This is a genomic window from Pseudomonas sp. 32A (assembly GCF_052682255.1).
This window is the reverse complement of record NZ_JBQYLY010000001.1, coordinates 2,240,618-2,266,559: the sequence shown is the minus strand read 5'-3', so window position 1 is coordinate 2,266,559 and position 25,942 is coordinate 2,240,618. Positions and strand designations below refer to the sequence as shown.

At 61.7% G+C, this 25,942-nt stretch carries 24 protein-coding genes and 1 pseudogene; 12 read left to right on the top strand and 13 right to left on the bottom strand.

Going from position 1 to position 25,942, the window contains the following annotated elements:
- Positions 1 to 14: 14 nt before the first annotated feature.
- The 7 genes and pseudogenes from ACUN0G_RS10455 to ACUN0G_RS10425 form a co-directional block, all read right to left on the bottom strand.
- Positions 15 to 680, bottom strand: a complete 666-nt coding sequence (locus ACUN0G_RS10455) for a methionine ABC transporter permease (RefSeq protein WP_003212526.1) — start codon at positions 678 to 680, stop codon at positions 15 to 17.
- Positions 677 to 1,423 carry a methionine ABC transporter ATP-binding protein gene (locus ACUN0G_RS10450; protein WP_421526211.1) on the bottom strand — a complete coding sequence of 249 codons (747 nt, stop codon included), beginning with the start codon at positions 1,421 to 1,423 and terminating at the stop codon, positions 677 to 679. The genes ACUN0G_RS10455 and ACUN0G_RS10450 overlap by 4 nt, the downstream gene beginning before the upstream one ends.
- Complete coding sequence (locus ACUN0G_RS10445) at positions 1,420 to 2,214, bottom strand: MetQ/NlpA family ABC transporter substrate-binding protein (protein ID WP_421526210.1); 795 nt, start codon at positions 2,212 to 2,214, stop codon at positions 1,420 to 1,422. Before ACUN0G_RS10445 ends, ACUN0G_RS10450 begins: the two co-directional genes overlap by 4 nt.
- A 14-nt stretch (positions 2,215 to 2,228) precedes the next feature.
- Entirely contained in the window at positions 2,229 to 3,266 is a 1,038-nt protein-coding gene (locus ACUN0G_RS10440) for an isopenicillin N synthase family dioxygenase (protein ID WP_445573304.1), read from the bottom strand.
- Positions 3,267 to 3,352: 86 nt separating this feature from the next.
- A pseudogene (locus ACUN0G_RS10435) lies at positions 3,353 to 3,871 on the bottom strand (thioredoxin family protein); the annotation flags it as partial.
- A gap of 77 nt (positions 3,872 to 3,948) precedes the next feature.
- Positions 3,949 to 4,128 carry a hypothetical protein gene (locus ACUN0G_RS10430; RefSeq protein ID WP_421526208.1) on the bottom strand — a complete coding sequence of 60 codons (180 nt, stop codon included), beginning with the start codon at positions 4,126 to 4,128 and terminating at the stop codon, positions 3,949 to 3,951.
- Positions 4,129 to 4,138: 10 nt separating this feature from the next.
- Entirely contained in the window at positions 4,139 to 4,381 is a 243-nt protein-coding gene (locus tag ACUN0G_RS10425; RefSeq protein ID WP_445573303.1) for a DUF2790 domain-containing protein, read from the bottom strand.
- 216 nt (positions 4,382 to 4,597) lie between these two features.
- On the opposite strand from ACUN0G_RS10425, the gene ACUN0G_RS10420 reads away from it, so the two are divergent.
- Together ACUN0G_RS10420 and ACUN0G_RS10415 are read left to right on the top strand one after the other, a co-directional pair.
- On the top strand, positions 4,598 to 5,338 hold the full coding sequence (locus ACUN0G_RS10420) for a response regulator (protein ID WP_063028866.1): 741 nt from the start codon (positions 4,598 to 4,600) through the stop codon (positions 5,336 to 5,338).
- Positions 5,335 to 6,639 (top strand): ATP-binding protein, encoded by a 1,305-nt coding sequence (locus tag ACUN0G_RS10415; RefSeq protein WP_445573302.1) that lies wholly within the window; start codon positions 5,335 to 5,337, stop codon positions 6,637 to 6,639. The genes ACUN0G_RS10420 and ACUN0G_RS10415 overlap by 4 nt, the downstream gene beginning before the upstream one ends.
- 831 nt (positions 6,640 to 7,470) lie before the next feature.
- Here the strand turns inward: ACUN0G_RS10415 and urtE are convergent.
- The 5 genes from urtE to urtA form a co-directional block, all read right to left on the bottom strand.
- The gene (urtE, locus tag ACUN0G_RS10410; RefSeq protein WP_076015741.1) at positions 7,471 to 8,160 is read right to left on the bottom strand and encodes an urea ABC transporter ATP-binding subunit UrtE; all 690 of its coding nucleotides are present in this window, start codon (positions 8,158 to 8,160) and stop codon (positions 7,471 to 7,473) included.
- A gap of 10 nt (positions 8,161 to 8,170) precedes the next feature.
- Positions 8,171 to 8,929, bottom strand: coding sequence for an urea ABC transporter ATP-binding protein UrtD (gene urtD / locus ACUN0G_RS10405; protein WP_017475231.1), 759 nt, complete (start codon positions 8,927 to 8,929; stop codon positions 8,171 to 8,173).
- Positions 8,926 to 10,086: an urea ABC transporter permease subunit UrtC gene (gene urtC / locus ACUN0G_RS10400; protein WP_017475232.1), complete on the bottom strand. Its 1,161-nt coding sequence runs from the start codon at positions 10,084 to 10,086 to the stop codon at positions 8,926 to 8,928. The genes urtD and urtC overlap by 4 nt, the downstream gene beginning before the upstream one ends.
- Before the next feature lie 10 nt (positions 10,087 to 10,096).
- The gene (gene urtB, locus ACUN0G_RS10395; RefSeq protein ID WP_063028859.1) at positions 10,097 to 11,014 is read right to left on the bottom strand and encodes an urea ABC transporter permease subunit UrtB; all 918 of its coding nucleotides are present in this window, start codon (positions 11,012 to 11,014) and stop codon (positions 10,097 to 10,099) included.
- 162 nt (positions 11,015 to 11,176) lie between these two features.
- Positions 11,177 to 12,385, bottom strand: a complete 1,209-nt coding sequence (gene urtA, locus ACUN0G_RS10390) for an urea ABC transporter substrate-binding protein (RefSeq protein WP_017475234.1) — start codon at positions 12,383 to 12,385, stop codon at positions 11,177 to 11,179.
- A gap of 300 nt (positions 12,386 to 12,685) precedes the next feature.
- On the opposite strand from urtA, the gene ACUN0G_RS10385 reads away from it, so the two are divergent.
- Positions 12,686 to 16,072, top strand: coding sequence for an ATP-binding protein (locus ACUN0G_RS10385; RefSeq protein WP_445573301.1), 3,387 nt, complete (start codon positions 12,686 to 12,688; stop codon positions 16,070 to 16,072).
- Positions 16,047 to 16,787: a response regulator gene (locus tag ACUN0G_RS10380; protein WP_445573300.1), complete on the top strand. Its 741-nt coding sequence runs from the start codon at positions 16,047 to 16,049 to the stop codon at positions 16,785 to 16,787. The genes ACUN0G_RS10385 and ACUN0G_RS10380 overlap by 26 nt, the downstream gene beginning before the upstream one ends.
- 45 nt (positions 16,788 to 16,832) lie before the next feature.
- Here ACUN0G_RS10380 and ACUN0G_RS10375 read toward each other — a convergent pair whose 3' ends face one another.
- Positions 16,833 to 17,663 (bottom strand): IclR family transcriptional regulator, encoded by an 831-nt coding sequence (locus ACUN0G_RS10375; RefSeq protein WP_445573299.1) that lies wholly within the window; start codon positions 17,661 to 17,663, stop codon positions 16,833 to 16,835.
- A 241-nt stretch (positions 17,664 to 17,904) separates the two neighbouring features.
- Here ACUN0G_RS10375 and ACUN0G_RS10370 point away from each other — a divergent pair, with 241 nt between their 5' ends.
- From ACUN0G_RS10370 to ACUN0G_RS10335, 8 genes are all read left to right on the top strand, one after another.
- On the top strand, positions 17,905 to 18,933 hold the full coding sequence (locus ACUN0G_RS10370; RefSeq protein WP_445573298.1) for an ABC transporter ATP-binding protein: 1,029 nt from the start codon (positions 17,905 to 17,907) through the stop codon (positions 18,931 to 18,933).
- Complete coding sequence (locus ACUN0G_RS10365; RefSeq protein ID WP_003218273.1) at positions 18,930 to 19,775, top strand: ABC transporter permease; 846 nt, start codon at positions 18,930 to 18,932, stop codon at positions 19,773 to 19,775. The genes ACUN0G_RS10370 and ACUN0G_RS10365 overlap by 4 nt, the downstream gene beginning before the upstream one ends.
- Positions 19,776 to 19,779: 4 nt before the next feature.
- The gene (locus ACUN0G_RS10360) at positions 19,780 to 20,574 is read left to right on the top strand and encodes an ABC transporter permease (protein ID WP_063028849.1); all 795 of its coding nucleotides are present in this window, start codon (positions 19,780 to 19,782) and stop codon (positions 20,572 to 20,574) included.
- Complete coding sequence (locus ACUN0G_RS10355) at positions 20,574 to 20,864, top strand: (2Fe-2S)-binding protein (RefSeq protein WP_445573297.1); 291 nt, start codon at positions 20,574 to 20,576, stop codon at positions 20,862 to 20,864. Before ACUN0G_RS10360 ends, ACUN0G_RS10355 begins: the two co-directional genes overlap by 1 nt.
- The gene (locus ACUN0G_RS10350; protein ID WP_445573296.1) at positions 20,861 to 22,204 is read left to right on the top strand and encodes an FAD-dependent oxidoreductase; all 1,344 of its coding nucleotides are present in this window, start codon (positions 20,861 to 20,863) and stop codon (positions 22,202 to 22,204) included. Before ACUN0G_RS10355 ends, ACUN0G_RS10350 begins: the two co-directional genes overlap by 4 nt.
- Positions 22,201 to 23,304, top strand: a complete 1,104-nt coding sequence (locus tag ACUN0G_RS10345) for an NAD(P)/FAD-dependent oxidoreductase (RefSeq protein WP_258344851.1) — start codon at positions 22,201 to 22,203, stop codon at positions 23,302 to 23,304. Before ACUN0G_RS10350 ends, ACUN0G_RS10345 begins: the two co-directional genes overlap by 4 nt.
- Positions 23,305 to 23,321: 17 nt before the next feature.
- The gene (locus ACUN0G_RS10340; protein WP_445573295.1) at positions 23,322 to 24,353 is read left to right on the top strand and encodes an ABC transporter substrate-binding protein; all 1,032 of its coding nucleotides are present in this window, start codon (positions 23,322 to 23,324) and stop codon (positions 24,351 to 24,353) included.
- Positions 24,354 to 24,517: 164 nt separating this feature from the next.
- Positions 24,518 to 25,642 carry an IS481 family transposase gene (locus ACUN0G_RS10335; RefSeq protein ID WP_445573294.1) on the top strand — a complete coding sequence of 375 codons (1,125 nt, stop codon included), beginning with the start codon at positions 24,518 to 24,520 and terminating at the stop codon, positions 25,640 to 25,642.
- Positions 25,643 to 25,942: the final 300 nt, after the last annotated feature.

Sequence of the window (25,942 nt, the reverse complement as noted above, 5' to 3'; positions counted from 1 at the left end):
TAGTACATAACTGTTTATCGACGATGCGCCAGCGACCTCACGCAACGATCCCCCAGGCTTTGCACGCCCTGAACCAGCACCACCAACACAATTACCGTCACCACCATGATCTGATTGTTGAAACGCTGATACCCATAACGAATCGCCAGGTCGCCGAGGCCGCCACCGCCAATCACCCCGGCCATGGACGAAAAGCCGATCAGCATCACCAGGGTCAGGGTCAACCCCGCAAGCAACGCAGGCAGCGCCTCCGGCAGCAGCACCTTGAAGATCACATGCCGAATATCCCCGCCCATGGCGACAATAGCTTCGATGCGACCCTTGTCCACTTCGTCCAGCGCGTTCTCGACAATCCGCGCAAAAAACGGAAAGGCACCAATGGTGATCGGCACCACGGCGGCAGTGCTGCCCAATGTGGTGCCGACGATCAGCCGGGTCAGTGGAATCAAGGCAATCAGCATCACCACAAAGGGCAATGAGCGGCCCAGGTTGATCACCGCACCCAGCACACGGTTCACCCGTGGCAGCGGGAACAGCCCGCCGCGGCGACTGACAAACAGCAGCACCCCCAGGGGCAGGCCGATCAGCAAGGTAAAGACCGCCGCCAGCAGCACCATGTACAGGGTTTCGCCGGTGGCCGTGAGCAGCAATTGCAGGATGTCGTTCCAGTCCGTTTTCATACCGCCCTCACCGCTGGCAGGTTGGGGGCCAGTGACCGGCCCAGGCTTGAGGCGGGGTCCGCCTGCAATTGAATCAGGCTGCCGCTTTCCACCACGCGCCCATTGGCCAGGGACACCGCGCTGTCGCAGATAGCCTTGACCACATCCAGCTCGTGGGTGATCAACACGATGGTCACCCCCAGTTGCCGATTGATACTGCGCAGCAGTTCCAGGATCGACGCGGTGGTTTCCGGGTCGAGGGCGCTGGTGGCTTCGTCCGACAGCAAATAATCCGGGCGCGCCGCCAGTGCCCGGGCGATGCCGACGCGCTGCTTCTGGCCGCCGGACAGTTGCGACGGAAACGCCAGTGCCTTGTCACTCAGGCCGACCAGCTCCAGCAATTCCTTTACCCGGGCGACCCGTTCGGCCTTCGGCTGGCCGGCGATTTCCAGGGGCACCGCCACATTGTCGGCGACGTTGCGTGAATGCAGCAGGTTGAAACCCTGGAAGATCATGCCGATGCGCTGACGTTGCTGGCGCAGTTGCTTGTCACTGAGCAGTGTCAGGTCCTGGCCGTCCATGAGGATACGCCCGGAGGTCGGGCGCTCCAGCAGGTTCAGGCAACGCAGCAAAGTACTCTTGCCCGCCCCGCTCCGCCCCACGATCCCGAAGATCGAACCATCGGCAATCTGCAACGACACGTTATCCAGCGCCGGCGGCTGGCCATCGGCGTAGGTTTTGCTGACCTGCTCGACGACGATCATTCGACAGCTACCGGAATCACCGAGCCTGCGTATTTCTCGGTAATGAACTTGGCCACCTCCGGCGAATTCAGGTCCTTGGCCAGCTGTTTGATCCGTGGGTCGTCCTGCAATTTCGGGGTGGTCACGAGGATATTCGCGTAGGGATTGCCCTGGGCTTTTTCCAGCCCAAGGGCGTCCTTGGCCGGTGACAGGCCGGCCTCGAGGGCGTAGTTGCCGTTGATCACAGCGAGGTCGACGTCATCCAGGGCGCGAGGAATCTGTGGTGATTCGATCTCGAGGATCTTCAGGTGCCTGGGGTTCTCGGCAATGTCCTTGGGCGTTGCCTGGTCCTTGGCCGGGTCGCTGAAGCCGGGCTTGAGCGTGATCAGGCCGTTGGCTTGCAGCAGGTACAGCGCACGGCTCAGGTTGGTGACGTTGTTGGGCACGGCCACGGTGCCTTTATCCGGCACCTGGGCAAAGCTGGTGTGGCGATGGGAATAGATACCCAGCGGCTCGATATGTACGGTGGCTGCCACTGTGAATTTCTGGCCGAGAGCCTGTTCCTGGGAGTGCAGGTACGGCAAGTGCTGGAAGTAGTTGGCGTCCACATCACCGTGGGCCAGCAGTTCATTGGAGTTCACGCCGTTGGGGATTTCGATGATTTTCAGCTGCAGCTGCGGGTCGAGCTTCTGCACGTATTCGAGGATTTGCGCGTGGGGAATCGGGTCCGCCGCCACACGCAGGGCCTCGGCGGCCTGGGCGTCGAAGGAGGCAATCAGGACGGCCAAGGCCAGGGCTGTTTTCTTGAGCATGGTGATGTTCCTTATCAGGCGGACAGGGCTTGGGGAATCGTGGCATCGGCGTAAAACCGTTGGGCGACATCCGGATGGGAACGCAGGCGACCCTTGAGGTAGTTCCAGCCGACGTCCCGCAGCAGCGGGTTACGCGGGTCACTGGTGGGGCCATGGGCATCGCGCAGCAACTCGGGCGGCAACTGATACACCGGCACCACCGCGTCCAGTTGCGCACCGAGGAAAAACGCCAGGGACAAACGTTCGCGGCCCAGGGGCGGCGATTCGACCCGGTGCACCGTGGCACGCAGGTAGCCGTTGGTGGCCAGCTCCAGCAACTCGCCGATGTTCACCACCAGAGTGTCGGGGCGCGGCGAGGCGTCGATCCAGCGGCCCTCCTCCACTTCCACTTGCAGGCCGGCCTGCTGGTCTTGCAGGAGGAAGCTGAGAAAGCCGGAATCCTTGTGGGCACCGACGCCCTGGCGACTCTGCTGGGCGTGGCGGCCGGGGTAGCGGATCAGCTTGATGTGTTCGTTGGGCTTGTCGCCATACAGCGGGTCGAAAGCATTTTCCGGCAGCGACAAGGCCTGGGCAAAGGCGCGCAACAAGCGCAGGGACATCTGCGTCATCGCCTGCTGCCAGGCCAGTAACAAGGGCTTGAGTTCAGGCAACGCGGCAGGCCACTGGTTGGGACCTTGCAGGCGCGACCAGGCCGGTGAATCCGGGCCTTGCTGCAACGGCTCGCGCTCGGCGCCAAGGTCGAACTGTTCACGCAGGTCCGGCTGCCCCCGGGTGATCTCCGACGCGGCGCGGTTGTAGCCGCGAAAGTGCGGGGAGTTGATCATGCCTACAGCAAGTTTGTCGGCCTCCGGCAAGGCGAAAAACTGGCGCGCCTGCTGCTGCACCTGGGTGAGCAACCCGGCGTCGATGCCGTGGCCAGTGAGGTAGAAAAAACCGATATGCCGCGCAGCGTGGCGCAGGTCATCGAGAAACTGCCCACGCTGGGCCAGGCTGCCGTCGAACAGCGCCAGGTCCAGCAGGGGCAAGGTGTTGATTGCCAGGGGGTGCGACATTGGGTGCTCACTCCATGAACAGGTACGTGGAGTGGTGAAGCTAAACGATCTAAAAACCTCGCAATAAATACCTTTTTGGCATTAGCTTAGGTTGGCGCGTTAGCCGCCCTGGCTTCTTCCAGCAAGGCCTGGATGACCTTCTCCTGATTGTCATAGCGGCCTTCACCGAAATGGCTGTAGCGCACTTTGCCGGTGGCATCGAAGAAGTAATGGGCCGGCCAGTACTGGTTATCGAAGGCGCGCCAGATCCGGTAGTCGTTGTCGATGGCCACCGGGTAATGGATGTCCAGCTTCTTGACCTGGCTGCGCACGTTATCCAGGACTTTCTCGTAGGCGTTTTCCGGCGTGTGTACACCGATCACCACCAACCCGTCCCTGGCGTACTTCTTCGCCCACTGATTGACGTACGGCAGGCTGCGCTGGCAGTTGACGCAGTCGTAGGTCCAGAAATCCACCAGCACCACCTTGCCCTTCAGGCCCTCGGCCGTCAGCGGCGGCGAGTTGAGCCATGCCACGGCGCCGTCGAGGGACGGCATGCGCTCATCGGACTGGTTGAAGCTTTCGGCGTCGACGTTGTTGATCAGGTAGTTGACCGCCTTGGGTACGCCGACCAAGGCAACCACCAGTGCCAACAGCAGCAGGCCTTTTGAGCGGCGCAGGTATCGGATGAAGTTCATGGGTGTCACCTCGTGGCCGGGGGTGTTTCGTCGCGTTTGCGACCCGCGCCGTTTTGCGCCACCGGCGTGTTCTGGAAGCAGGTTTCACTGCCGGTGAGTTTTTTCGCGGTAGCGGCGTTCACATCCGCCGCCACACCCGCCATGGAAAATGCCAGGGCACTGAGAAAGCTGTTGAGTCGCGTCATGGCAGGCTCCTCAGCTGCCTTCAAGGCAATTGCTGGAAAATTTGCGGTAGTCGAGGACGTGGCGCTGGCCCTCGGAATCGAGGTAGGTCAGGTGCGAATTGACGATGCCGCACAGGGCGCCACCGGACTCTTCGGAGATCGACACCACCTGGTGGATATCCGGCTGGCTGGCGTTGGTTTCGGCATGGGCGGCAACACTCAGGCCAGTGAGTAAGGCGAACAGGCAACTGGCATAGGTAGCTTTAATAGTCATGGTTGGTTCCCCGGGGGTTCAAGTGGGCCGAGGCGGACTACCTCGATGGGCTCATTTGAACCTTGCGAGGTATCCGGATTGTGTCGGCCAAGCCCGGATTTTTGCGTCGACGTGTATCTCGTCACCGCCAGATACACTGCAATACAAAGGGCACAAGGCAAGCCCGCCGCCAGTGGCTAGACTGCGCATCAATGACTATTCAACGAGGAAGGCAGCATGGATCACGTCGATCACATTCTGATTGTCGATGACGATCGGGAGATCCGCGAACTGGTGGGCAACTACCTGAAAAAGAATGGCCTGCGCACCACCGTGGTGGCTGACGGCCGGCAGATGCGCAGCTTCCTAGACACCACGCCCGTGGACCTGATCGTGCTGGATATCATGATGCCCGGCGACGACGGTTTGCAGCTGTGCCGCGAGCTGCGGGTGGGCAAGCACAAGGCCACGCCGATCCTGATGCTCACCGCGCGCAACGATGAAACCGACCGCATCATCGGCCTGGAAATGGGCGCCGACGATTACCTGGTCAAGCCCTTCGCCGCCCGTGAACTGCTGGCCCGCATCAACGCCGTGCTGCGCCGTACGCGGATGCTGCCGCCAAACCTGGTGGTGACCGAAAGCGGCCGGCTGATCCGCTTTGGCCGCTGGCGCCTGGACACCACCGCCCGCCATCTGCTGGACGAAGACAACACCCTGGTGGCCCTGAGCGGCGCTGAATACCGCCTGTTACGCGTCTTCCTCGACCATCCGCAACGGGTGCTCAACCGTGACCAGTTGCTGAACCTGACACAGGGCCGGGACGCGGACCTGTTCGACCGCTCCATCGACCTGCTGGTCAGCCGCCTGCGCCAGCGCCTGCTGGACGACGCCCGTGAGCCGGCCTACATCAAGACCGTGCGCAGCGAAGGCTATGTGTTCTCCCTGGCGGTGGAAATCCTTGGGGACTCGGCATGACCCTCACGTTCCGCTGGCCGCGCACCCTGGCGGCGCAACTGTCGGTGATTTTCATCGTTAGCCTGCTGTGCGCCAACGCCCTGTCGTTCAGTGCGCAGTTCTATGAGCGCTACATGAGCGCCCGGAGCGTGATGCTGGGCAACCTGGAAAACGACGTGTCGACGTCGATCGCGATCCTCGACCGCCTGCCCGCCGCCGAGCGCGCCAGCTGGCTGCCGCGCCTCGACCGCAACGCCTACCGCTACCTGCTGAATGCCGGCGAACCCGGCGAGCCGATGGCCAGCGACGACGTGCCCATGGCCGCCACCTCGATTGCCGATGCCCTGGGCGAGCATTACCCGCTGACGTTTCGCAACATCCCCGGCCTGCAAAAACACTTCCAGGCGCACCTGACCCTGGCCGATGGCAGCCCGATCACCATTGATGTACACCCCAAGCCCATCCCGTTTGCGTTCTGGCTGCCGGTGGTGTTGGTGCTGCAACTGGTGGTGTTGCTGGTGTGCACCTGGATCGCCGTGCGCATCGCCATCCGCCCGCTGACACGGCTGGCACGGGCGGTGGAAACCCTCGACCCGAATGCGCGCCCGACACCGCTGGACGAAACCGGCCCCACCGAGGTGGCGCATGCGGCGGCGGCGTTCAACGAAATGCAGAAGCGGATTGCCGAGTACCTCAAGGAGCGCATGCAAATTCTGGCGGCGATTTCCCATGACTTGCAGACGCCGATCACCCGCATGAAATTGCGTGCCGAGTTTATGGAGGACTCGGTGGACCGGGATAAGCTCTGGAGTGACCTGGGGGAAATGGAGCATCTGGTGCGCGAGGGTGTGGCGTATGCCCGCAGTGTGCATGGGTCCACCGAGGCCAGTTGCCGGATCGACCTGGATGCGTTTCTCGACAGCCTGGTGTTTGATTACCAGGACATGAACAAGCAAGTGAGTTTGACCGGTAAAAGCGCGGTGGTTTTGGATACACGGCCCCATGCGTTGCGTCGGGTGCTGGTGAACCTGGTGGATAACGCGCTGAAATTTGCCGGGGCGGCGCAGTTGGAGGTGGGGGCGACGGCGGCGGGTGAGCTTTCGATCAAGGTGCTGGACCGGGGGCCGGGGATTGCGGCGGATGAGTTGGTGCAGGTGATGCAGCCGTTTTATCGGGTGGAGAGTTCGCGTAATCGCGGCACTGGGGGTACTGGGTTGGGGTTGGCGATTGCCCAGCAACTGGCGGTGGCGATTGGTGGGGAGTTGACCTTGAGCAATCGGGATGGTGGTGGGTTGTGTGCGGAGGTTCGGCTGGTGCTGTGACGGGCGGTGTGTATATCCATTATTTGGGTGATGGCTTATATCGGTTCCGCTCTTACAGCGGCTCACTTTTGAAGAGCGCAAAAGTAAGCAAAACGCTCTTGCCCCACCACTCGGCACCTCGCTTAGGCTCGGTGTGCCCTCACTCCGGCTTTGGACCGTGGGCCGCCGTCATGGGCCATCCCTGGCCCAGGACGGCTAACCTGGCGTCCTGCCAGGTTACCCACGCTCCAAAGCCTGCGTTCGGCCAGCGTGGTTTAACGGGGCGCCTAAGATCAAGATCAAAAGCAGATCAAGAGCACAGCGGCCTACCGGCCGGCTTGAGTGTTGAAGAGCAAAATCAAAAACTAAAGCGGGCACGGTCCAAATGTGGGAGCTGGCTTGCCTGCGATGGCATGAACTGGGTGTACCTGATACACCGAGGTGTCTGCATCGCAGGCAAGCCAGCTCCCACAGAAAAGCAGAGCTGCATCAGCTTCAGATTTGGCTTTCGCTCTGGATCTTGCCTTTGCTTTTAACACTCAAGCCGGCCGGGAGGCCGCTGTGCTTTTGCTTTTGATTTTGATCTGACTGCCCCATTCAGCCCGAGGCCGAACGCAGGTATTGCGGAGCGGGTAAACCGGCAGGACGCCGGTTTAGCCGCGCCGGGCCATGGATGGCCCGTCGCGGCGGCCCGCGGAGCAATGCCGGAGAGAGGGAACACCGAGCCTAGGCGAGGCGCCGACAGGCGGGGCAGAGCCCTTTGCTTACTTTGGGGCTTTTCCAAAGTGAGCCGCTGTAAGAGCGGAACCATAAGCCGCCGTTACCGAAGAAACGGATATGTACTCAACCAAGTCAAACCGACAAATACCGACTAATAGTCGCCTCGTCCACCCGATCCCGAGTCTCCTCAATCACAAACCTCCCCTTCTCAATCACCAAAAACCGATCAGCAATCTCCAAGGTAAACGACAACACCTGCTCCGAAACAACAATCGTCAAATCCCGCAAATTGCGAATCTCCTTAAGCGTACGAGCAATGTCCTTGATGATCGAAGGCTGAATCCCCTCAGTCGGCTCATCCAACAACAACACCTTGGGATTCGTCGCCAACGCCCGGGCAATCGCCAACTGCTGTTGCTGCCCCCCAGACAAATTCCCCCCCTTGCGCGAACGCATGTCATACAACACCGGAAACAACGCATACAAATCCTCAGGCACCCTGCCCCGAGCCGCCGCCGGCAACCCGGTCTGAATATTCTCCAACACACTCATGCTGGGAAAAATCATCCGCCCCTGAGGCACATAGGCAATCCCCCGCTCGACCCGCTCATGGGTTTCAAGCCCAGACACATCATGCCCATCCACACTCACCTGCCCCTGCCACTGCGGCAGAATCCCCATCAGGCTCTTGAACAGCGTGGTCTTACCCATCCCGTTACGCCCCATCACCGCGACGATCTCACGCTTCGCCACATCCAGCTCCAGGTCGTGAAGAATCTGGCTCTGCCCGTACCCACACGACAGTTTGTCGATCTTGAACATGCCCGACTCCTCAGTGGCCCAAATACACTTCAATGACTTTCGGATTGCTCTGCACCGACTCCATGCTGCCCTCGGCCAGCACCTTGCCCTGATGCAAAACCGTGACCTTGTGAGCGATGCTCTTGACGAACTCCATGTCATGCTCGATCACCAACACCGAGCGCCCCTGGCTGATGCGCTTGAGCAACTCCGCCGTTTGCGCCCGCTCGTTGACGCTCATCCCGGCCACCGGCTCGTCGAGCATCAGCAATTCAGGGTCTTGCATCAGCAGCATGCCAATCTCCAGCCACTGCTTTTGCCCGTGGGACAGCAGGTCCGCCTGCTGCTGCAACAAATCACCGAGGAATATCTCCCGCGCCACTTCCTCGACCCGCGCGACCACCTGGGCATTGCGCTTGAAAAACAGCGCACCCCACACCTTGCGCCCGGCCGGATACGACATCTCGAGGTTTTCAAACACCGTGAGGTTTTCGTAGATCGACGGGTTCTGAAACTTGCGCCCTACCCCGGCCCGCACGATGTTGTATTCGCGCATTTTGGTCAGTTCCTGGCCGTCGAACTGGATGCTGCCGCTGGTGGCGCGGGTCTTGCCGCAGATCAAATCCAGCACCGTGGTTTTGCCGGCACCGTTGGGGCCGATCACCACCCGCACTTCATTGCGGTCGATGTACAGGTTGAGGTTATCGACCGCCTTGAACCCGTCGAACGACACAGTCAGCCCCTCAATGGCCAACACGGGCTTTTTCATTTCAAAACCAACGGCGGTCATGGTTGTGTCTCCAGGATCTTGGCTTCAGCCTTGGGCTTGATCTTCGCCGGTTCGGCCTTGACCACCGGTTTGCGCCGCAACAGTCGAGCCAGGGCCTGGCGACCATGGCTGTCCCACAACCCGGCCAGGCCGTTGGGGAAGTACATGACCACCGCGATAAACAACCCGCCCATCAGGTACAGCCACAGCTCAGGGAAGGACTCGGAAAAGTAGGTCTTGCCGTAGTTCACCAGCAACGCGCCATACACCGCGCCCAGCAGCGACATGCGCCCGCCCACCGCCGCGAAGATCACCATTTCGATGGACGGCACGATCCCCACGAACGACGGCGACATAAAGCCCACCTGCAAGGCAAACATTGCTCCGCCAATCGCCGAGAACGCCGCCGCCACGCAGAACACGAAGATCTTGAAACTGGCCACGTCATACCCGGAAAACCGCACCCGCTCTTCCTTGTCACGCATGGCCATCAACAACCGGCCCAGCTTTGAAGCGAGGATGAAACGGCCAATGAAGATGCAGCCAAACAGCAGCCCGGCGTTGATGAAATACAGGATCATCTTCGCGCCGTCGCCGCGCAGGTCCCAGCCCAGCAGGGTCTTGAGGTCGGTGATGCCGTTGACGCCACCGGTGAGGCCTTGCTGGCCGACGATCAGCACCGTGAGAATCAGCGCAATCGCCTGGGTGACGATGGAGAAATACACATCGCCCACCCGCCGCTTGAACAGCGCCATGCCGATGATGAATGCCAGCAACACCGGCACCGCAATCACCGCGAACAGGGTGAAGGTGAAGCTGTGGAATGGCTGCCACAGCCACGGCAGTTCGGTGATCTGGTTCCAGTCCATGAAGTCCGGAATGCCCGGGGTCGACTGGATCCTGGTGCTCTCGGGATCGGACGCTTCCAGCTTCAGGAACATCGCCATGCAGTAGCCGCCGACGCCGAAAAACACGCCCTGCCCGAGGCTGAGAATCCCGCCGTAGCCCCAGCACAGCACCAGGCCCACGGCGACGAACGCGTAGGTCAGGTACTTGCCGACCATGTTCAGGCGAAACGCATCCAGGGTCAGCGGGAATACCACGAGGATCAACAGCGCCAGCAGCACGATGCCGATCAGGTTTTGCTGGCCGCCCAGCAGTTTGTCTAGAGCCTTCATCGGTTCGCCTCTACTTGCGCACTTTGATGGAGAACAACCCTTGCGGGCGCAGCATCAGGATCAGGATCACCGACGACAGCGTCAGCACCTTGGCCATCGAACCACTGAGGAAAAACTCCGACAGCGATTGGGTCTGGGCAATCACGAACGCCGAGGCAATGGTGCCGAACAGGCTTTGCGCGCCTCCGAATACCACGACCAGGAAGGTGTCGACGATGTACTGCGAGCCGGCGGTCGGCCCGGTGGAGCCGATGGTGGTGAAGGCCGCACCGGCCACGCCCGCCACACCGCAACCGAGGGCGAAGGTCATGCGGTCGACCTTGCGTGTATTAATGCCCACGGCGCGGCTCATCAAGCGGTTTTGCACGGTGGCGCGCACTTGCAGGCCCCAGCGCGAACGGTAGAGCATGACGAAGATCGCCCCGGTCAGCAGCAGGGTCAGGCCCATCATGAACAGGCCGTTGCGCGGAATTTCGATGGCGTCGGTGAGGTTCACCGAACCCATCAGCCAGGCCGGCGGTTCGGCACTCACTTCACGGGCGCCGAACACCGAGCGGAAGGTTTGCTGCATCACCAGGGACAAGCCCCAGGTGGCGAGCAAGGTGTCCAGTGGGCGCTTGTACAAGCGGCTGATCATCGCCCATTCCACCAGCCAGCCGACGGCGCCGGCGACGAGGAAAGACAGGGCAATGGCAATGAAAAAGTAATACGGCTGAAAGCTCGGCGCGAAGTGCGCGGTGAGGCTGGAACAGACGTAAGTGGTGTAGGCGCCAATGGTCAGGAACTCACCGTGGGCCATGTTGATCACGCCCATCTGGCCGAAGATGATTGCCAGTCCCAATGCCATCAGCAACAGCACGCAGAACACGGACAAGCCGTTGAACCCCTGCATCGCCGCGATGGCTCCAAATTCCGATAGCCATTCCATGATGATGGTCTCCTGAGCGGGAGGTTGAAATGCAATCTGCCTCTGCTTTATGTGGGAGCTGGCTTGCCTGCGATGGAATCACCTCGGTGTCACTGAAAGACCGAGTCGCCTGCATCGCGGGCAAGCCCGGCTCCCACAGAAGCCGGGTTTACACGTCAAAGGTTATTGATAGCCTTTCGGAAACGGATTCGGCTCGATCAGATCCGACTCGTAGATCACCTTGAACTGCCCGTTCGGCTGCACTTCACCGATGCGCGACTTGCTCCACAGGTGATGGTTTTCGTGGATCTTCACGTAGCCTTCCGGCGCATTTTTCAGCTCGATGCCAGGCGATGCGGCAACGACTTTATCCACGTCGAAACTGCCCGCCTTCTCCACCGCCGCTTTCCACAACCATGGGCCGAGGTAGGCCGCCTGGGTCACGTCGCCAATCACCGCATCCTTGCCGTACTTGGCCTTGAACGCTTCCACGAAGGCTTTGTTGTTCGGGTTGTCGAGGCTCTGGAAGTACTTCATCGAGGCATAGAAGCCGGCCATGTTCTCGCCGCCGATGCCCAGCAGTTCGTCTTCGGTCACCGACAGGGTCAGCAGGGTTTGCTTGGATGAATTCACGCCCGCCGCGTTGAGTTGTTTGTAGAAGGCCACGTTGGAGCCGCCCACCACCGCCGCGAACACCACGTCAGGCTTTTTCAGTTTGACCTTGTTGATCAGCGAACCGAACTGGGTGTTGCCCAGCGGGTAGTAGTCTTCGCCGACCACAGTGCCGTGCAGGACGTTTTCAATGTGCTTGCGCGCAATCTTCATCGAGGTGCGCGGCCAGATGTAGTCCGAGCCCACCAGGTAGAAGGTTTTGGCGCCCTTGGTCTTGGCGATCCAGTCGAGGCTGGCGAGGATTTGCTGGGTGGCTTCCTGCCCGGTGTAGATCACGTTTTTCGACTGTTCCAGGCCTTCATAGAAGGTCGGGTAGTAAAGCAGGCCGTTTTCTTTCTCGAAGATCGGCAATACGGCTTTACGTGAGGCTGAGGTCCAGCAGCCGAACACTGCGGCCACCTTGTCGTTGACCAGCAGTTTCTTGGCCTTCTCGGCGAAGGTCGGCCAGTCGGACGCGCCGTCTTCCTGGATCACCTTGATCTGCCGCCCTAGGATCCCGCCCGAGGCGTTGATCTGCTCGATGGCCAGGCGTTCGGCCTGGATCGAACCGGTTTCGGAAATCGCCATGGTGCCGGTGGCCGAGTGCAGCTGGCCGACGGTGACTTCCGTCGGCGTGACCGCCAGGCCTTCGTTGTCGGCCATGACGCCATGGCTGAACAGACTGGCCGCCAGCAGTGATAACGCCAACAACGGTTTGGAGCGGATCAATCGTGATTCCATGGGGCGACTCCTCTGCAATGAGGGGTTCAGCATGGCGGCAGGTGGCCACGGCGGGTATACGCAGCCTGACGTAACGGCGTACGTCATTTGACGTATGCCGTTGCGCACCATTTTCGAGCAGGATCCCGCCCGCCCAAACACCACCGATCAATGTGGGAGCTGGCTTGCCTGCGATAGCGGTGTGTCAGTCGAAGCCCCTGTGCCTGACCCAGCGCTATCGCAGGCAAGCCAGCTCCCACATTTTGAATCAGGGCATGGAACTTGCTCATCCTCCTAGCCCACTTCCCGGAGCCACCCACCGTGCATCCCCTCCCCGGCACCCAGCGCATCGTCAAGATTCGCCGCGACTACAACTCCTGGGTCGCCGACGAGACCATGGAAGACTACGCCCTGCGCTACACCCCAAAGTCCTTCCGCAAATGGTCGGAACTGCGCATCGCCAACACCGCCCTCGGCGCCGTGTCGTTCCTCGCGCTGGAAGCTATCGGCGGCGTATTGGCCTTGAGCTACGGGTTCACCAACACCTTCTGGGCGATCCTCGCCATCAGCCTGGTGATTTTCCTCACCGGCCTGCCCATCAGCTATTACGCCGCCCGCTATGGCGTAGACATGGACCTGCTGACCCGCGGCGCGGGCTTCGGCTACATCGGTTCGACCATCACCTCGCTGATCTACGCCAGCTTCACCTTCCTGTTCTTCGCCCTCGAAGCGGCGATCATGGCCCTGGCCCTGGAGTTGTATTTCCATATTCCGCTGGCCATCGCCTATGTCATTTGCTCGGTGCTGGTGATCCCGTTGGTGGCCTATGGCGTAACCCTGATCAGCCGCCTGCAACTCTGGACCCAACCGCTGTGGCTGGTGCTGTTGGTGCTGCCTTACGGCTTTGTATTGTGGAAAAACCCCGAAGCCTTCAGCGACTGGACCAGCTTCGTCGGCCGCAGCAGCGACGGCGGTGACTTCAACCTGCTGTCGTTCTGCGCCGCCTGCACCGTGGCGCTGTCCCTGGTTACGCAAATCGGCGAACAGGTGGACTACCTGCGCTTCCTCCCGGAAAAAACCGCCGCCAACCGCAAGCGCTGGTGGGCCGCGCTGTTGTGCGCCGGCCCGGGCTGGATCGTGCCGGGCGCCTTGAAGATGTTCGCCGGGGCGTTCCTGGCCTTCCTCGCCCTGCAACATGAAATCCCCATGGAGCGCGCCGCCGAGCCGACCCAGATGTACCTGGTCGCGTTCGGCTATGTGTTCTCCTCTCCCGAATGGGCCTTGGGGGCGATGGTGTTGTTCGTGTTCATCTCGCAGATGAAGATCAACCTGACCAACGCCTACGCCGGCTCCCTGGCCTGGTCGAACTTCTTCGCCCGCGTGACCCACAGCCACCCCGGCCGCGTGGTGTGGCTGGTGTTCAACGTGGCAATCGCCTTGATGCTGATGGAGCTGGGGGTGTTCGATGTGATCGAGCAGGTGCTGGGGCTCTACGCGAATATCGCGATTGCCTGGATCGGCACGCTGGTAGCGGACCTGGTGATCAACAAGCCCCTGGGCCTGTCGCCCAAACACATCGAATTCAAGCGTGCGCACCTCTACGACATCAACCCGGTGGGCGTCGGCTCGATGCTGATTGCCTCGCTGCTGTCGATCCTCGCCCACTTCGGCCTGTTCGGCGCCCTGGCCCAGGCCGCGCCGCCCTTCGTCGCGCTGGGCACCGCACTGGTCATGGCGCCGCTGCTGGCATGGCTGACCAAGGGCCGCTACTACATTGCCCGCAGCAGCGAAGCGCAGTTGATTCATCCGCAACCCGGCACCGGGCTGGTGATCTGCGGGCTGTGCAGCAACCCGTTCGAAACCGCCGACATGGCGTTCTGTCCGGCCTACAGCACGCCGATCTGCTCGCTTTGCTGCTCACTGGATGCACGCTGTGGCGACCGCTGCAAACCCCATGCGCGACTGGCCAGCCAGTTCGAAGGCGTGTTGCGCTGGTTGCTTCCGACGACGTTGGTGCCGCGCCTGCATACCCGACTGGCGCACTACCTCGGATTGTTAATGGCGCTGGTGCTGATGCTCGCCGGGGCGCTGGCGCTGATCTACATGCAGGCCGCCCAGGGTTTGCCCCACTCGCAGACCTTGTACCAGGCGTTCTTCAAGGCGTTCCTGACCCTCTCGGTGTTGGCCGCCGTGCTCGCCTGGTGGGTGGTACTCACCCGCGAAAGTCGGCGGGTCGCCCAGGAAGAATCCGACCGGCAAACCTCGCTGCTGATGCAGGAGATCGCCGCCCACAGCCTCACTGACCAGGCCCTGCAACAAGCCAAGGAAGCCTCGGAAGCGGCGAACGCGGCCAAGAGTCGCTACGTTACCGGGCTGTCCCATGAGCTGCGCACACCTCTAAACAGCATCCTCGGTTTCACCCAGATTCTGCAGCGTGACAGCGCCATGCCCGAGCAGCACCAGGATGCCCTGGCGACCATCCTGCGCAGCGGCTCGCACCTGCTGTCGCTGATCGACGGCCTGCTGGACGTGGCGAAGATCGAGGCCGGCAAGTTGCGCCTGGAACTCACCGAAATCCCCTTCCCGGAACTGATCCACGACCTGGAACAAATGTTCACCCCCCAAGCCGAAGACAAGGGCCTGCGCTTTCGCCTGGACTGCGTGGGCAAGATCCCTGCCGTGGTGCGTGGTGATGAAAAACGCGTGCGGCAGATCCTGATCAACCTGCTGGGCAACGCGATCAACTTTACCGACAGCGGCGAAGTGCGCCTGCGGGTCAGCTACATGCGCGAGACCGCCAACTTCGAGATTATCGACACCGGCATCGGCATTGACCCGGAGCAGATCGAACGGATTTTCCAGCCGTTCGAACGCGGCGACCTGATGCGCCAGGACAAGGGCGTGGGCCTCGGCCTGACCATCACGCGCATGCTGACCTCGTTGATGGGCGGCGAATTGCGGGTGGTCAGCGAGCTGGACAAGGGCACCTGCTTCCAGGTGCGGCTGTTCCTGTCCCAGGTCCGCGTGCCGCAGGCGGTGGTGCATGTGGAGCACGACATCATCGGCTACCACGGCGAACGGCGGCGCATCCTGGTGGTGGATGACCACGTGGACCATCGCAAGGTGCTCAGCGGCATGCTCACGCCCCTGGGCTTCGAAGTCGCCCAGGCAAGCAACGGCCAGGAGGCGATCCGCCAGGTAGCGCTGCTGTCGCCAGACCTGATCCTGATGGACCTGTCGATGCCGACCATGGACGGCTGGGCCACCAGCAGGCTGATCCGGCGTAACGCGTTGTCCACCGCGCCGATAATCATCATCTCCGCCAACGCCTTCACCGACGACCGCGAACGCAGCATCTCTGGCGCCTGCAACGACTACCTGGCCAAGCCGGTGCGCACTCCGGAACTGCTCGGGCGCCTGCAACTGCACCTGGATTTGCAATGGCTGCGCCGCCGCACACCGATCGCCGCGCCGGTCGCTACAGAGGGTGCGCTACCCAACGCAGAAGAACTCGCGGTGCTCGCCGAATTGAACGCCATTGGCTATGTGCGTGGTTTGCATGAAAAGCTCGACGCCATCGTGCTGGAAAGCCCAGGCACCGCACCGTTCATCAACAAGCTCCGGGCGCTGCTGAAAAGCTTTCGCCTGGAAGAACTCAACCGAATCCTGAAGGAGGCCGAAGATGAATGCCTTGACCCACAGCGCTGAGCCCGGCGTGGTGCTGATTGTCGACGACACCCCGGACAACCTGGCCATGCTCTCCGACGCCCTGGACGACGCCGGCTACATGGTGCTGGTGGCGCTGGACGGCCTCAGCGCGCTGAACCGCGTGCAACGCCGGCGCCCGGACCTGATTCTGCTGGACGCGGTGATGCCCGGCCTGGACGGCTTTGAAACCTGCCGCCGGCTCAAGGCACAACCGGCCAGCGCGGACATTCCGGTGGTGTTCATGACCGGGCTGACCGACAGCAAGCATGTGGTGCAGGGGTTTGAGGTGGGCGGCAGTGACTATGTGACCAAGCCGATCCAGACGGATGAAGTGCTGGCGCGGGTGGCGGCGCATTTGCGGACCTCGCGGATTCTATTGTCGGCACGGGCGGCGACGCAGCCGAGCGTGATTACCCTGGAGGATGAGCCGGCGCATAAGCTGTTGTCGGCGCGGTTTCAGTTGACGGAGCGGGAAGTCGAGGTGTTGCGCTGGGTGGCGTGTGGCAAGACCAATCGGGATATTGGCGACATTCTTGGGCTGAGCCCGAGGACGGTGAACAAGCATCTGGAGCATGTGTATGTGAAGTTGGGGGTGGAGACGCGCACGGCGGCGACTTCAGTGGCGATGGCGGCGATGAGTCCGGTGAATGATCGTTCCCACGCTCTGCGTGGGAATGCCGCTCAGGACGCTCCGCGTCTGCTCTTGAGGTCGTGACGCGGAGCGTCACAGGATGCATTCCCACGCGGAGCGTGGGAACGATCATCCACCGAAGATCTGCGAAGGCCGGCGCAACGTCGGATCAAACGGGTTGATCTTCGGCCCGATCGCCGCCGCTTCCCGTTTGAGCAACTCCACCACCGTCGGCAACCGCGCCGGCCCCAGCCGATCGCTGATGGTCGCCACACTCAACGCTGCCACCGCATGCCCATTGCGGTCCAGGATCGGCACCGCCAACCCGGCCATGCCTTCCAGCACTCCGGTATTGCGCGCCGCATACCCCAACCGCCGCACACTCTCTACCTCCGAGCGCAAAAACACCTCGTCGTACAGATGAAAATCCTTGAGCCGTGGCAAGTTGTAGCGGATCACCGTCTCGCGCTCTTCCTCCGGCAAAAACGCCAGGATCGCCAGGCTGCCCTGCCCTACGCCCAGCGCCACGCGCCCGCCGATGTCACCGGTAAAAGTTCGGATCGGGTACGGCCCTTCACTGCGGTCCAGGCAGATCGCATCAAAGCCGCTGCGCGCCAGTAGGAACAATGAATCCCCCAAGGACGCACTGAGGCGCAACATGCTCGGCCGCACCAGGTCCCGCAGGTTGCCGGTATTGCCTGCATTCGCCGCCAGGGCGAAGAACTCCAGGCTCAGCCGATAGCGCTTGGTACGCGCGTCCTGCTCCACCATGCCCTCGTCCATGAGGCTGCGCAGTAACCGGTGGGTGGTAGGTTGCGACAACCCTACCTGCTGCGCCAGTTGCGTCACCCGTTCACCCCCTTCCGGTGCCGCGCCGAGGATACGCAGCAATGCAAACAAGCGGGAGACGCCACCGGCGCCGACTTCCTTGACACTTTCGTTCCGCTCAGTGGAATCCATAGGCTGATATCTCACACCAAATTCTGATCAGTGAATGAAACTGAAAAAAGTACTCTATCCAGTGAAATTCCGTCTTCCGCCATCCTAGTCTTTCGCCCTAATCTGCGTCCACAGGGGCGAAATGAACAACTAACGGCAGCCGACTCAAGATCGAGCGCCAACGCACCCGCAACACCCTTTTCGCATCTGCCCAAAACAAAAAAGCGCGTTTCGACGCGACTCAAAAAGGTGGAACGCAGACATGGCTTTTCTCCAACTCAACGCCTTGAGCAAACGCTACGGCGCCGTCGACGCGGTGGTCGCCACTGATCTTGCGGTGGAAAAAGGCGAATTCGTGTCCCTGCTCGGCCCCTCGGGCTGCGGCAAGACCACCACCTTGCAAATGATCGCTGGCTTCGTCGATGTCACCGGCGGGCAGATCCTCCTCGATGGTCGCGACATCACCCACGCCAAACCCGCCAGCCGTGGCCTGGGCGTGGTGTTCCAGAGCTACGCGCTGTTCCCCCATATGAGCGTGCGCGACAACGTTGCCTTCGGCCTGAAGATGCGCAAGGTGCCCGCCGGCGAGATCGCAAGCAGAGTCAAGACCGTGCTGGAACTGGTGCGCCTGGGCATTCACGCCGAGCGCTACCCGCGGGAACTCTCCGGCGGCCAGCGCCAGCGTGTGGCCTTGGCCCGCGCCTTGGTGATCGAACCCCCGGTGTTGCTGCTGGACGAGCCACTGTCGAACCTCGACGCCAACCTGCGGGAAGAGATGCAGTTCGAAATCCGCCGCATCCAGTGCGAAGTCGGGATCACCACCCTGATGGTCACCCACGACCAGGCCGAAGCGCTGTCCATCAGCGACCGGGTGGTGGTGATGCAGGCCGGGCGCGTCACCCAGATCGACGCGCCGTACAAACTCTATGAACACCCGCGCACGCGCTTTATCTCGGACTTTGTCGGCAAGGCCAACCTGCTGGCGGGCGACTTCGATCAACTCGGCGCGCCGCAAGTGCGCTTCGAGCCGGGCAACGGCGAGCTGACCCTGAGCCTGCGCCCGGAAAAGATCGACCTGGTGGCCGCCGGCTCAGGGCGCCTGCAAGGCACGATCCTCGACAGCTATTTCTTCGGCAGCCAATGGCTGTACCGCATCAAGACCCGGATCGGCGAGCTGACCGTGGTCCGCCGCAACGACGGCAGTGCGCCCTTGGGTTGCGGCGCAGCGGTAGGCCTGGACTGGGAGTCGAGCCTGCTGCGAGTGCTGGCGGCCGATGAGGTGCGCGCATGAGCCGTGGCTACCTGTTGTCGTTGCCGGCGCTGGTGTTGTTTTTCGGGCTGCTGATCCTGCCCCTGGGCCTGACGCTGGTGCTGTCGTTCAACGTGTTCGACTATCAGGTGGGGGTGAAGGCCGATGAGTGGACTTTCGCCCACTACCTGTCGCTGTTCAGCGACTCGTACTTCTACGAGATCTTCTGGCGCACCTTCTGGATCAGTGCCCTGGTGACCTTGCTGTGTGTGGTGATCGGCGTGCCCGAGGCCTACATCCTCAGCCGCATGGGCACGCCGTGGCGCTCGATCTTCCTGATCTTGATCCTCACGCCGTTGCTGATTTCGGTGGTGGTGCGGGCCTTTGGCTGGAGCCTGCTGCTGGGTGCCGATGGCCTGGTGAACCAGGTGATCCAGGCCCTCGGCGGCAAACCGGTGAAGCTGCTGTACACCTCGTTCGCGGTGATCATCGCACTGGTGCACGTGATGCTGCCGTTCATGATCATTCCGGTGTGGACCTCGCTGCAGAAGCTCGACCCGTCGGCGGAACAGGCGGCGCTGTCCCTGGGTGCCAGCCAGGCCACGGTGATGCGCAAGATCGTGTTGCCGCAGGTGATGCCCGGGGTGCTCTCCGGCACCCTGATCGTGTTCGGCCTGGCCGCCAGCTCCTTCGCGATCCCCGGCCTGTTGGGCGGACGCCGGCTGAAGATGGTCGCCACGGTGGTCTACGACCAATACCTCTCGGAACTCAACTGGCCCATGGGCGCGACCATCGCGGTGGTGCTGCTGTTGGTCAACTTGCTGATCATGCTGAGCTGGAACCGCATGGTCGAAGGCCGCTACAAAAAGTCCCTGGGAGTATAAGACGATGTCCAGAAACGGTCCTTTGGCCCTGGGCTTTCACGGCCTGGTGGTGCTGTTCATGATGGCGCCGCTGGTGGTGGTGTGCCTGGTGGCCTTCACCCCGGAAAACACCTTGAGCCTGCCGACGTCGGGCTTCTCCCTGCGCTGGTTTCATGCCGTGTTCGAACGTGCCGACTTTATCCAGGCGTTCTACAACAGCCTGGTCCTGGCGTTCGTGGCCGCCAGCTTGGCGACCTTGATTGCGGTGCCGGCGGCCCTGGCAATCAGTCGCTACCAGTTCCCCGGCCGCAACTTCTTCAGTGCGCTGTTCCTCTCGCCGATCATCATCCCGCACCTGGTGCTGGGGGTGGCGATGCTGCGGCTGTTCGCAATGATGGGCGTCAACGGCAGCTTCACCTGGCTGATGCTGGCCCACGTGGTGATCATCACCCCTTACGTGTTGCGCCTGGTATTGGCCGCCGCCATCGGCATCGATCGCAGCGCCGAGCAGGCTGCCGAATCCCTCGGTGCCAGCCGCTTCACCCTGTTTCGCCAGATCACCTTGCCGATGATTTTGCCCGGTGTGGCCGGCGGCTGGTTGCTGGCGTTCATCAACAGTTTCGATGAAGTGACCCTGTCGATCTTTGTCAGCTCGCCGGCCACCCAGACCTTGCCGGTGCGCATGTACGTGTACGCCACCGAATCCATCGACCCGATGATGGCGGCCGTGTCGGCGCTGGTGATCGGCTTGACGGCGGCGGCCATGATTCTGCTGGACCGGGTCTACGGCCTGGATCGCGTATTGGTAGGGAAGCATTGATGGCGCTGTTCAAACGACTGGCCGAGACCGAGCGGCCCACCCTCACCTTCACCCTCGACGGGCAGCCTGCCACGGGCTTGCTCGGGGACACCTTGCTGACCGCCGTACTGACCTGCGCCGACCACCTGCGGGGCAGTGACTTCAGCGCCGAACGCCGCGCCGGTTTCTGCCTGATGGGCGCCTGCCAGGATTGCTGGGTACGGCTTGAGGACGGTCGCCGGGTGCGCGCCTGTTCGACCTTGCTGGAAGACGGCCAGGCGATTCGCCGTGATCCGGGGCGTCAGGCATGAAGACAGTGGTGATAGTCGGCGCAGGCCCGGCGGGGATTACCGCCGCCCGGACCTTGCTGGACCATGGCGTAACCCCGGTGTTGGTGGACGAAAGCCTGCGTGGCGGCGGCCAGATTTATCGGCGCCAGCCGGCGAACTTCCAGCGCTCGGCCAAGCAGTTGTATGGCTTTGAAGCGGGCAAGGCGACGGTGCTGCATCGCACCCTGGATGAGCTGGCCACGCTTGTTGATTACCGGCCTGAAACCCTGGTGTGGAATGCGGAAAATGGCCGTCTGGACATGCTCAACAACGGCCACGCCGAAAGCATCGAATACGCGCAGATCATCGTCGCGACGGGCGCCACTGACCGCATCCTGCCGGTGCCGGGCTGGACGCTGCCCGGCGTGTACAGTTTGGGCGCGGCGCAAATCGCGCTGAAGTATCAAGGCTGCGCCATCGGCGAACGCGTGGCGTTTTGCGGCAGCGGGCCGTTGCTGTACCTGGTGGCGTATCAGTACGCCAAGGCCGGGGCCAAGGTGGTGGCGGTGCTCGACAGTGCGCCGTTCAGCGCCCAGTGCCGCGCCCTGCCGGCATTGCTCGGCCAGCCGGCGACCCTGGCCAAGGGTTTGTACTACCGCGCCTGGCTCACCGCCCACGGCATCCCGGTGCATCAAGGGGCGACGCTGTCGCACATCGACGGCGAGCAACGAGTGACGGGCATCCACTGGGACCAGCAGGAAATCGCCTGTGATGCCGTGGCCTTCGCCCATGCCCTGCGCAGCGAAACCCAATTGGCGGATTTGCTCGGGTGTGAATTTGCCTGGAATGCATTGAACCGCGCGTGGTTGCCCCAGCGAGATGCGGCCGGGCGTAGCAGTGTCGCCGGTGTTTATTTAGCGGGTGATGGTGCCGGAATCATGGGCGCCGATGCGGCGCAAATCGCGGGCGAGCGAGCGGCGTTGGCGTTGCTCGAAGACACCGGCGTTGCCATCGACCTTCGTCGGCCCGCTGTGCTGGAACAGCAATTGGCGAGCATCCAACGCTTTCGCCATGGCCTGGAAACCGCCTTCCCCTTCCCGGAAAACTGGGCCGCTGAAGCCCCGGATGAACTGATCCTGTGCCGCTGTGAAGAAGTCAGCGTCGGCGAAGTACGCGCGGTGGTGGACGAAGGCCACTGGGAAGTGAACCGGGTCAAGGCCCATTGCCGGGTTGGCATGGGCCGTTGCCAGGGCCGGATGTGTGGGCTCGCAGCGGCAGAAATCATTGCCGAACGCAGTGGGCGCGAGATTCAAAACGTTGGCCGCCTGCGGGGCCAGGCACCGATCAAACCCTTGCCGTTTGGCGTGGAGGTGCAGCCATGATCGACAGCGAAGTGATCGTGCTGGGCGGCGGGATTGTCGGCGCGTCAGCCGCCTTGATGCTGGCGCAGAAAGGCCGGCGCGTGGTGCTGGTGGAGCGGGACTTTTGTGGCTCGCACTCCAGCGGTGTGAACTATGGCGGCGTGCGGCGCCAGGGGCGGCCATTGCATCAGTTGCCGTTGTCCCAACGCGCCCATGCGCTATGGTCCGACTTGCCGGGGCTGATTGGCATCGATGGCGAATATGTGCGCTCCGGGCATCTGAAACTGGCCCGCAGTCACGAAGACCTGGCCGCCTTGCAGGCTTACGCCGACGCCACTCGAGGCTTTGGCCTGGGCCTGCAAATGCTGGATCACGCTCAGCTGCGTGCGCGGTTTCCATGGGTGGGTGATGTGGCGGTCGGCGCCTCACTCTGCCCCGAAGACGGCCACGCCAATCCGCGCCTGGTCTCCCCCGCCTTTGCCCGCGCCGCCCAACGCCACGGTGCGAGGGTGATGGAGCAAACCGAAGTCACCCAGGTTGAGCATGACGGCCAGCTGTTTCAGGTGCGCTGTGCCAATGGTGTGCAGCTTCAAGCCCGCTGGCTGTTGAACTGCGCCGGCGCCTGGGCCAGTACTGTGGCCGCGCAATTTGGCGAACCGGTGCCGATGACCTCGGCACACCCGGCGATGCTGGTGACCGAGCCACTGCCGGTGGTGATGGACGTAAGCACCGGGGTCGAAGGCGGCGGAATTTATGCGCGGCAAGTCGCTCGGGGCAATTGCATCCTCGGCGGCGGTCGCGGCTTTGCGCTGGGCCCGCAACAGGCCCGCCCGGGGCAAGCGGCGGTGCTGGAGATTCTGCGCAACGCCGGCGAGTTGTACCCGTTCCTCAAAGGTGCCCAAGCGATCCGCACCTGGAGCGGCACCGAAGGTTATCTACCCGACCACGAACCGGTGATCGGCGACAGCAGCACCCAACCCGGCCTGCTTCACGGTTTCGGCTTTGCCGGCGCCGGGTTCCAGCTCGGCCCCGCGGTCGGTGAAGCCCTGGCAGAAATCGTCTGCACGGGAGCCAGCCGGCAACCCATCGAAGCATTTTCCATCCGTCGTTTCCAAGCCTGAGAGGAAGATTTATGCACATGATCAAACGTACTGCGCTGTCTTGCCTGTCCCTCGCCCTGTTGAGCACGGCGGCCCATGCCGCACCGACGCTGTACCTGGGCATGAACGGCGGGACCATGGAGCGGGTCTACGCCGACAAGGTGCTGCCCGCGTTCGAGAAGGCCAACAACGTCAAGGTGGTGATCGTGCCGGGCACCTCGTCGGACATCCTGGCCAAGGTGCAGGCCAACAAGGACAACCCGCAGATGCACGTGATGTTCCTCGACGACGGCATCATGTACCGCGCGATCTCCATGGGGTTGTGCGAGAAGCTCACGCCCAACCCGACCCTGGATCAGATTCCGGCCAAGGCGAAGATCAAGGAAGAAGCGGTTGCGGTGACGCTCGGGGTGACCGGGTTGGGTTACAACGCCAAGATGTTCAAGGAAAAGGGCTGGGCGCCGCCGACGTCGTGGATGGACCTGGCGGATCCACGGTTCAAGGACAAGGTGGTGTTTCAGTCCCTGGCCTCCTCCACATTTGGGTTGCATGGTTTCCTGATGTTCAACCGGATTCAGGGGGGTAGCGAGACCAACGTGGAGCCGGGGTTCAAGGCGTGGCCGAAGACGGTTGGGCCGAATGTGCTGGAGTACATCGCCAGCTCGGCGAAGGTTTCCGAGATGGTGCAGACGGATGAGGCGGCGATCTTTCCGCTGACGCCAACACAGGTGACCACGCAACAGTTGTTGGGTGTGCCGATGGAGTATGCACAGCCGAAAGAAGGCGCGGTGGTGTTGAACGTGGCGGAGTGTGTGATTGCGCGGAATGACCAGCCGGCGTTGGCGCAGAAACTGGCGCAGTTCTTGTTGACCGCAGAGGCGCAGGCGCCGGCTTTGGAACTGGGGGATCAGATTCCTTCGAATCCTACGACGCCGACTACCGACAAAACCCGGGCGCGGGTAGAGGCGATGAACAGTTATTTGCAGACGGCGATTTCGATTGACTGGGATCAGGTGAACCAGGCACGGCCCGAGTGGAATGCGCGGTGGAGTCGGTCGATTGAGCGGTAGGCTTTGGGGGTGAATATCCATTATTTGGGTGATGGCTTAAATGGGTTCCGCTCTTACAGCGGGTCACTTTTGAAAGGAGCCTGTACGGACCGGACACATGGTTGACGGGTGTGCGGGGACATGGTGGACACTTTTCGGCGAGCTAACTTTGCCGGAAAACCATCATGCCCTGGAACACGAGAGATGCCATGAGCCTGAAAGAAGAGTTTGTCGCCTTGGCGCGGCAACCCGGCAGTAATAAACGAGAACTGTGTCGACGATTCGGTATCAGCCCCCAAACGGCGTACAAGTGGCTCGATCGCTACGAGACGCAAGGCCGGTCGGGGCTGCAAGAGAAGTCCCGCAAACCTGTCACCAGCCCCAAGCTGACCAACACCACTCTAGAGACGGCGGTCATAGCGCTCAGGCAAGAGCATCCAGCGTGGGGTGGGCGCACGATCAGCAGCATTTTGAAAAAACAAATCGCTCCCAGCACCGTTACTAATGTTCTGCACCGACACGGGCTAATTCAGCCTGCTCAGAAGGAACAAGCGGCAAAGTTGAGATTTGAACACGATGCGCCTAACGATCTTTGGCAGATGGACTTCAAAGGGCATTTCCCGACGCAACAAGGCCGATGCCATCCCCTGACCCTGCTGGACGACCACTCGCGATTCAACCTGGCGATTCAGGCCTGTGATAACGAGCGTGGGACCACGGTGAAAGAGAAAATGATCGAAGTGTTCCAGCGCTTCGGATTACCGGCTCGCATCAACGTCGATAACGGCCCGCCCTGGGGCTCGCCACGCAATCCTGGCGAAATCACAGAGCTGAGTATCTGGTTGATTCGCTTAGGAATTCGGATCAGCTTTAGCCGTCCTTACCACCCCCAAACCAATGGAAAGATTGAGCGTTTCCATCGGTCACTCAAGGCCGAAGTGCTTGATGGGCGTCAGTTTTCCACGATCAAGGAAGCTCAAACAGCGTTTGATCAATGGCGTGAGGTTTATAACTTGCAACGGCCTCATCAAGCGTTGGACTACAAGGTGCCGATGGACCGGTATCGAGCCAGCCCATGGGCTTATCCGCAGCAGTTATCGGAGTTTGAATACGGACCGGACGACGTATTGGCCAAGGCTTATCACAGCCGATTCCGCTTTCAGAAACGCTATTTCAGCATCGCTAAGGGTCTGGCTGGGCATCACCTCGCCATACGTCCTAATCCTGAAAGTGATGGGCTTTTTGATGTCTACTTTTGCCATCACTTCCTACGAACAATCGACGTGAGCAAGCCAGACTATGGTCCATAATGTGTCAACCATGTCCCCGCACATGTGTCCACCATGTGTCCGGTCCGTACAAAAGGAGCCCAAAAGTAACCAAAAGGCTCTTGCCCCACCACTCGGCACCTCGCCTAGGCTCGGTGTGCCCTCACTCCGGCTTTGGACCGTGGGCCGCCGTCATGGGCCATCCCTGGCCCAGGACGGCTAACCTGGCGTCCTGCCAGGTTACCCACGCTCCAAAGCCTGCGTTCGGCCAGCGTGGTTTAACGGGGCGCCTAAGATCAAGATCAAAAGCAGATCAAGAGCACAGCGGCCTACCGGCCGGCT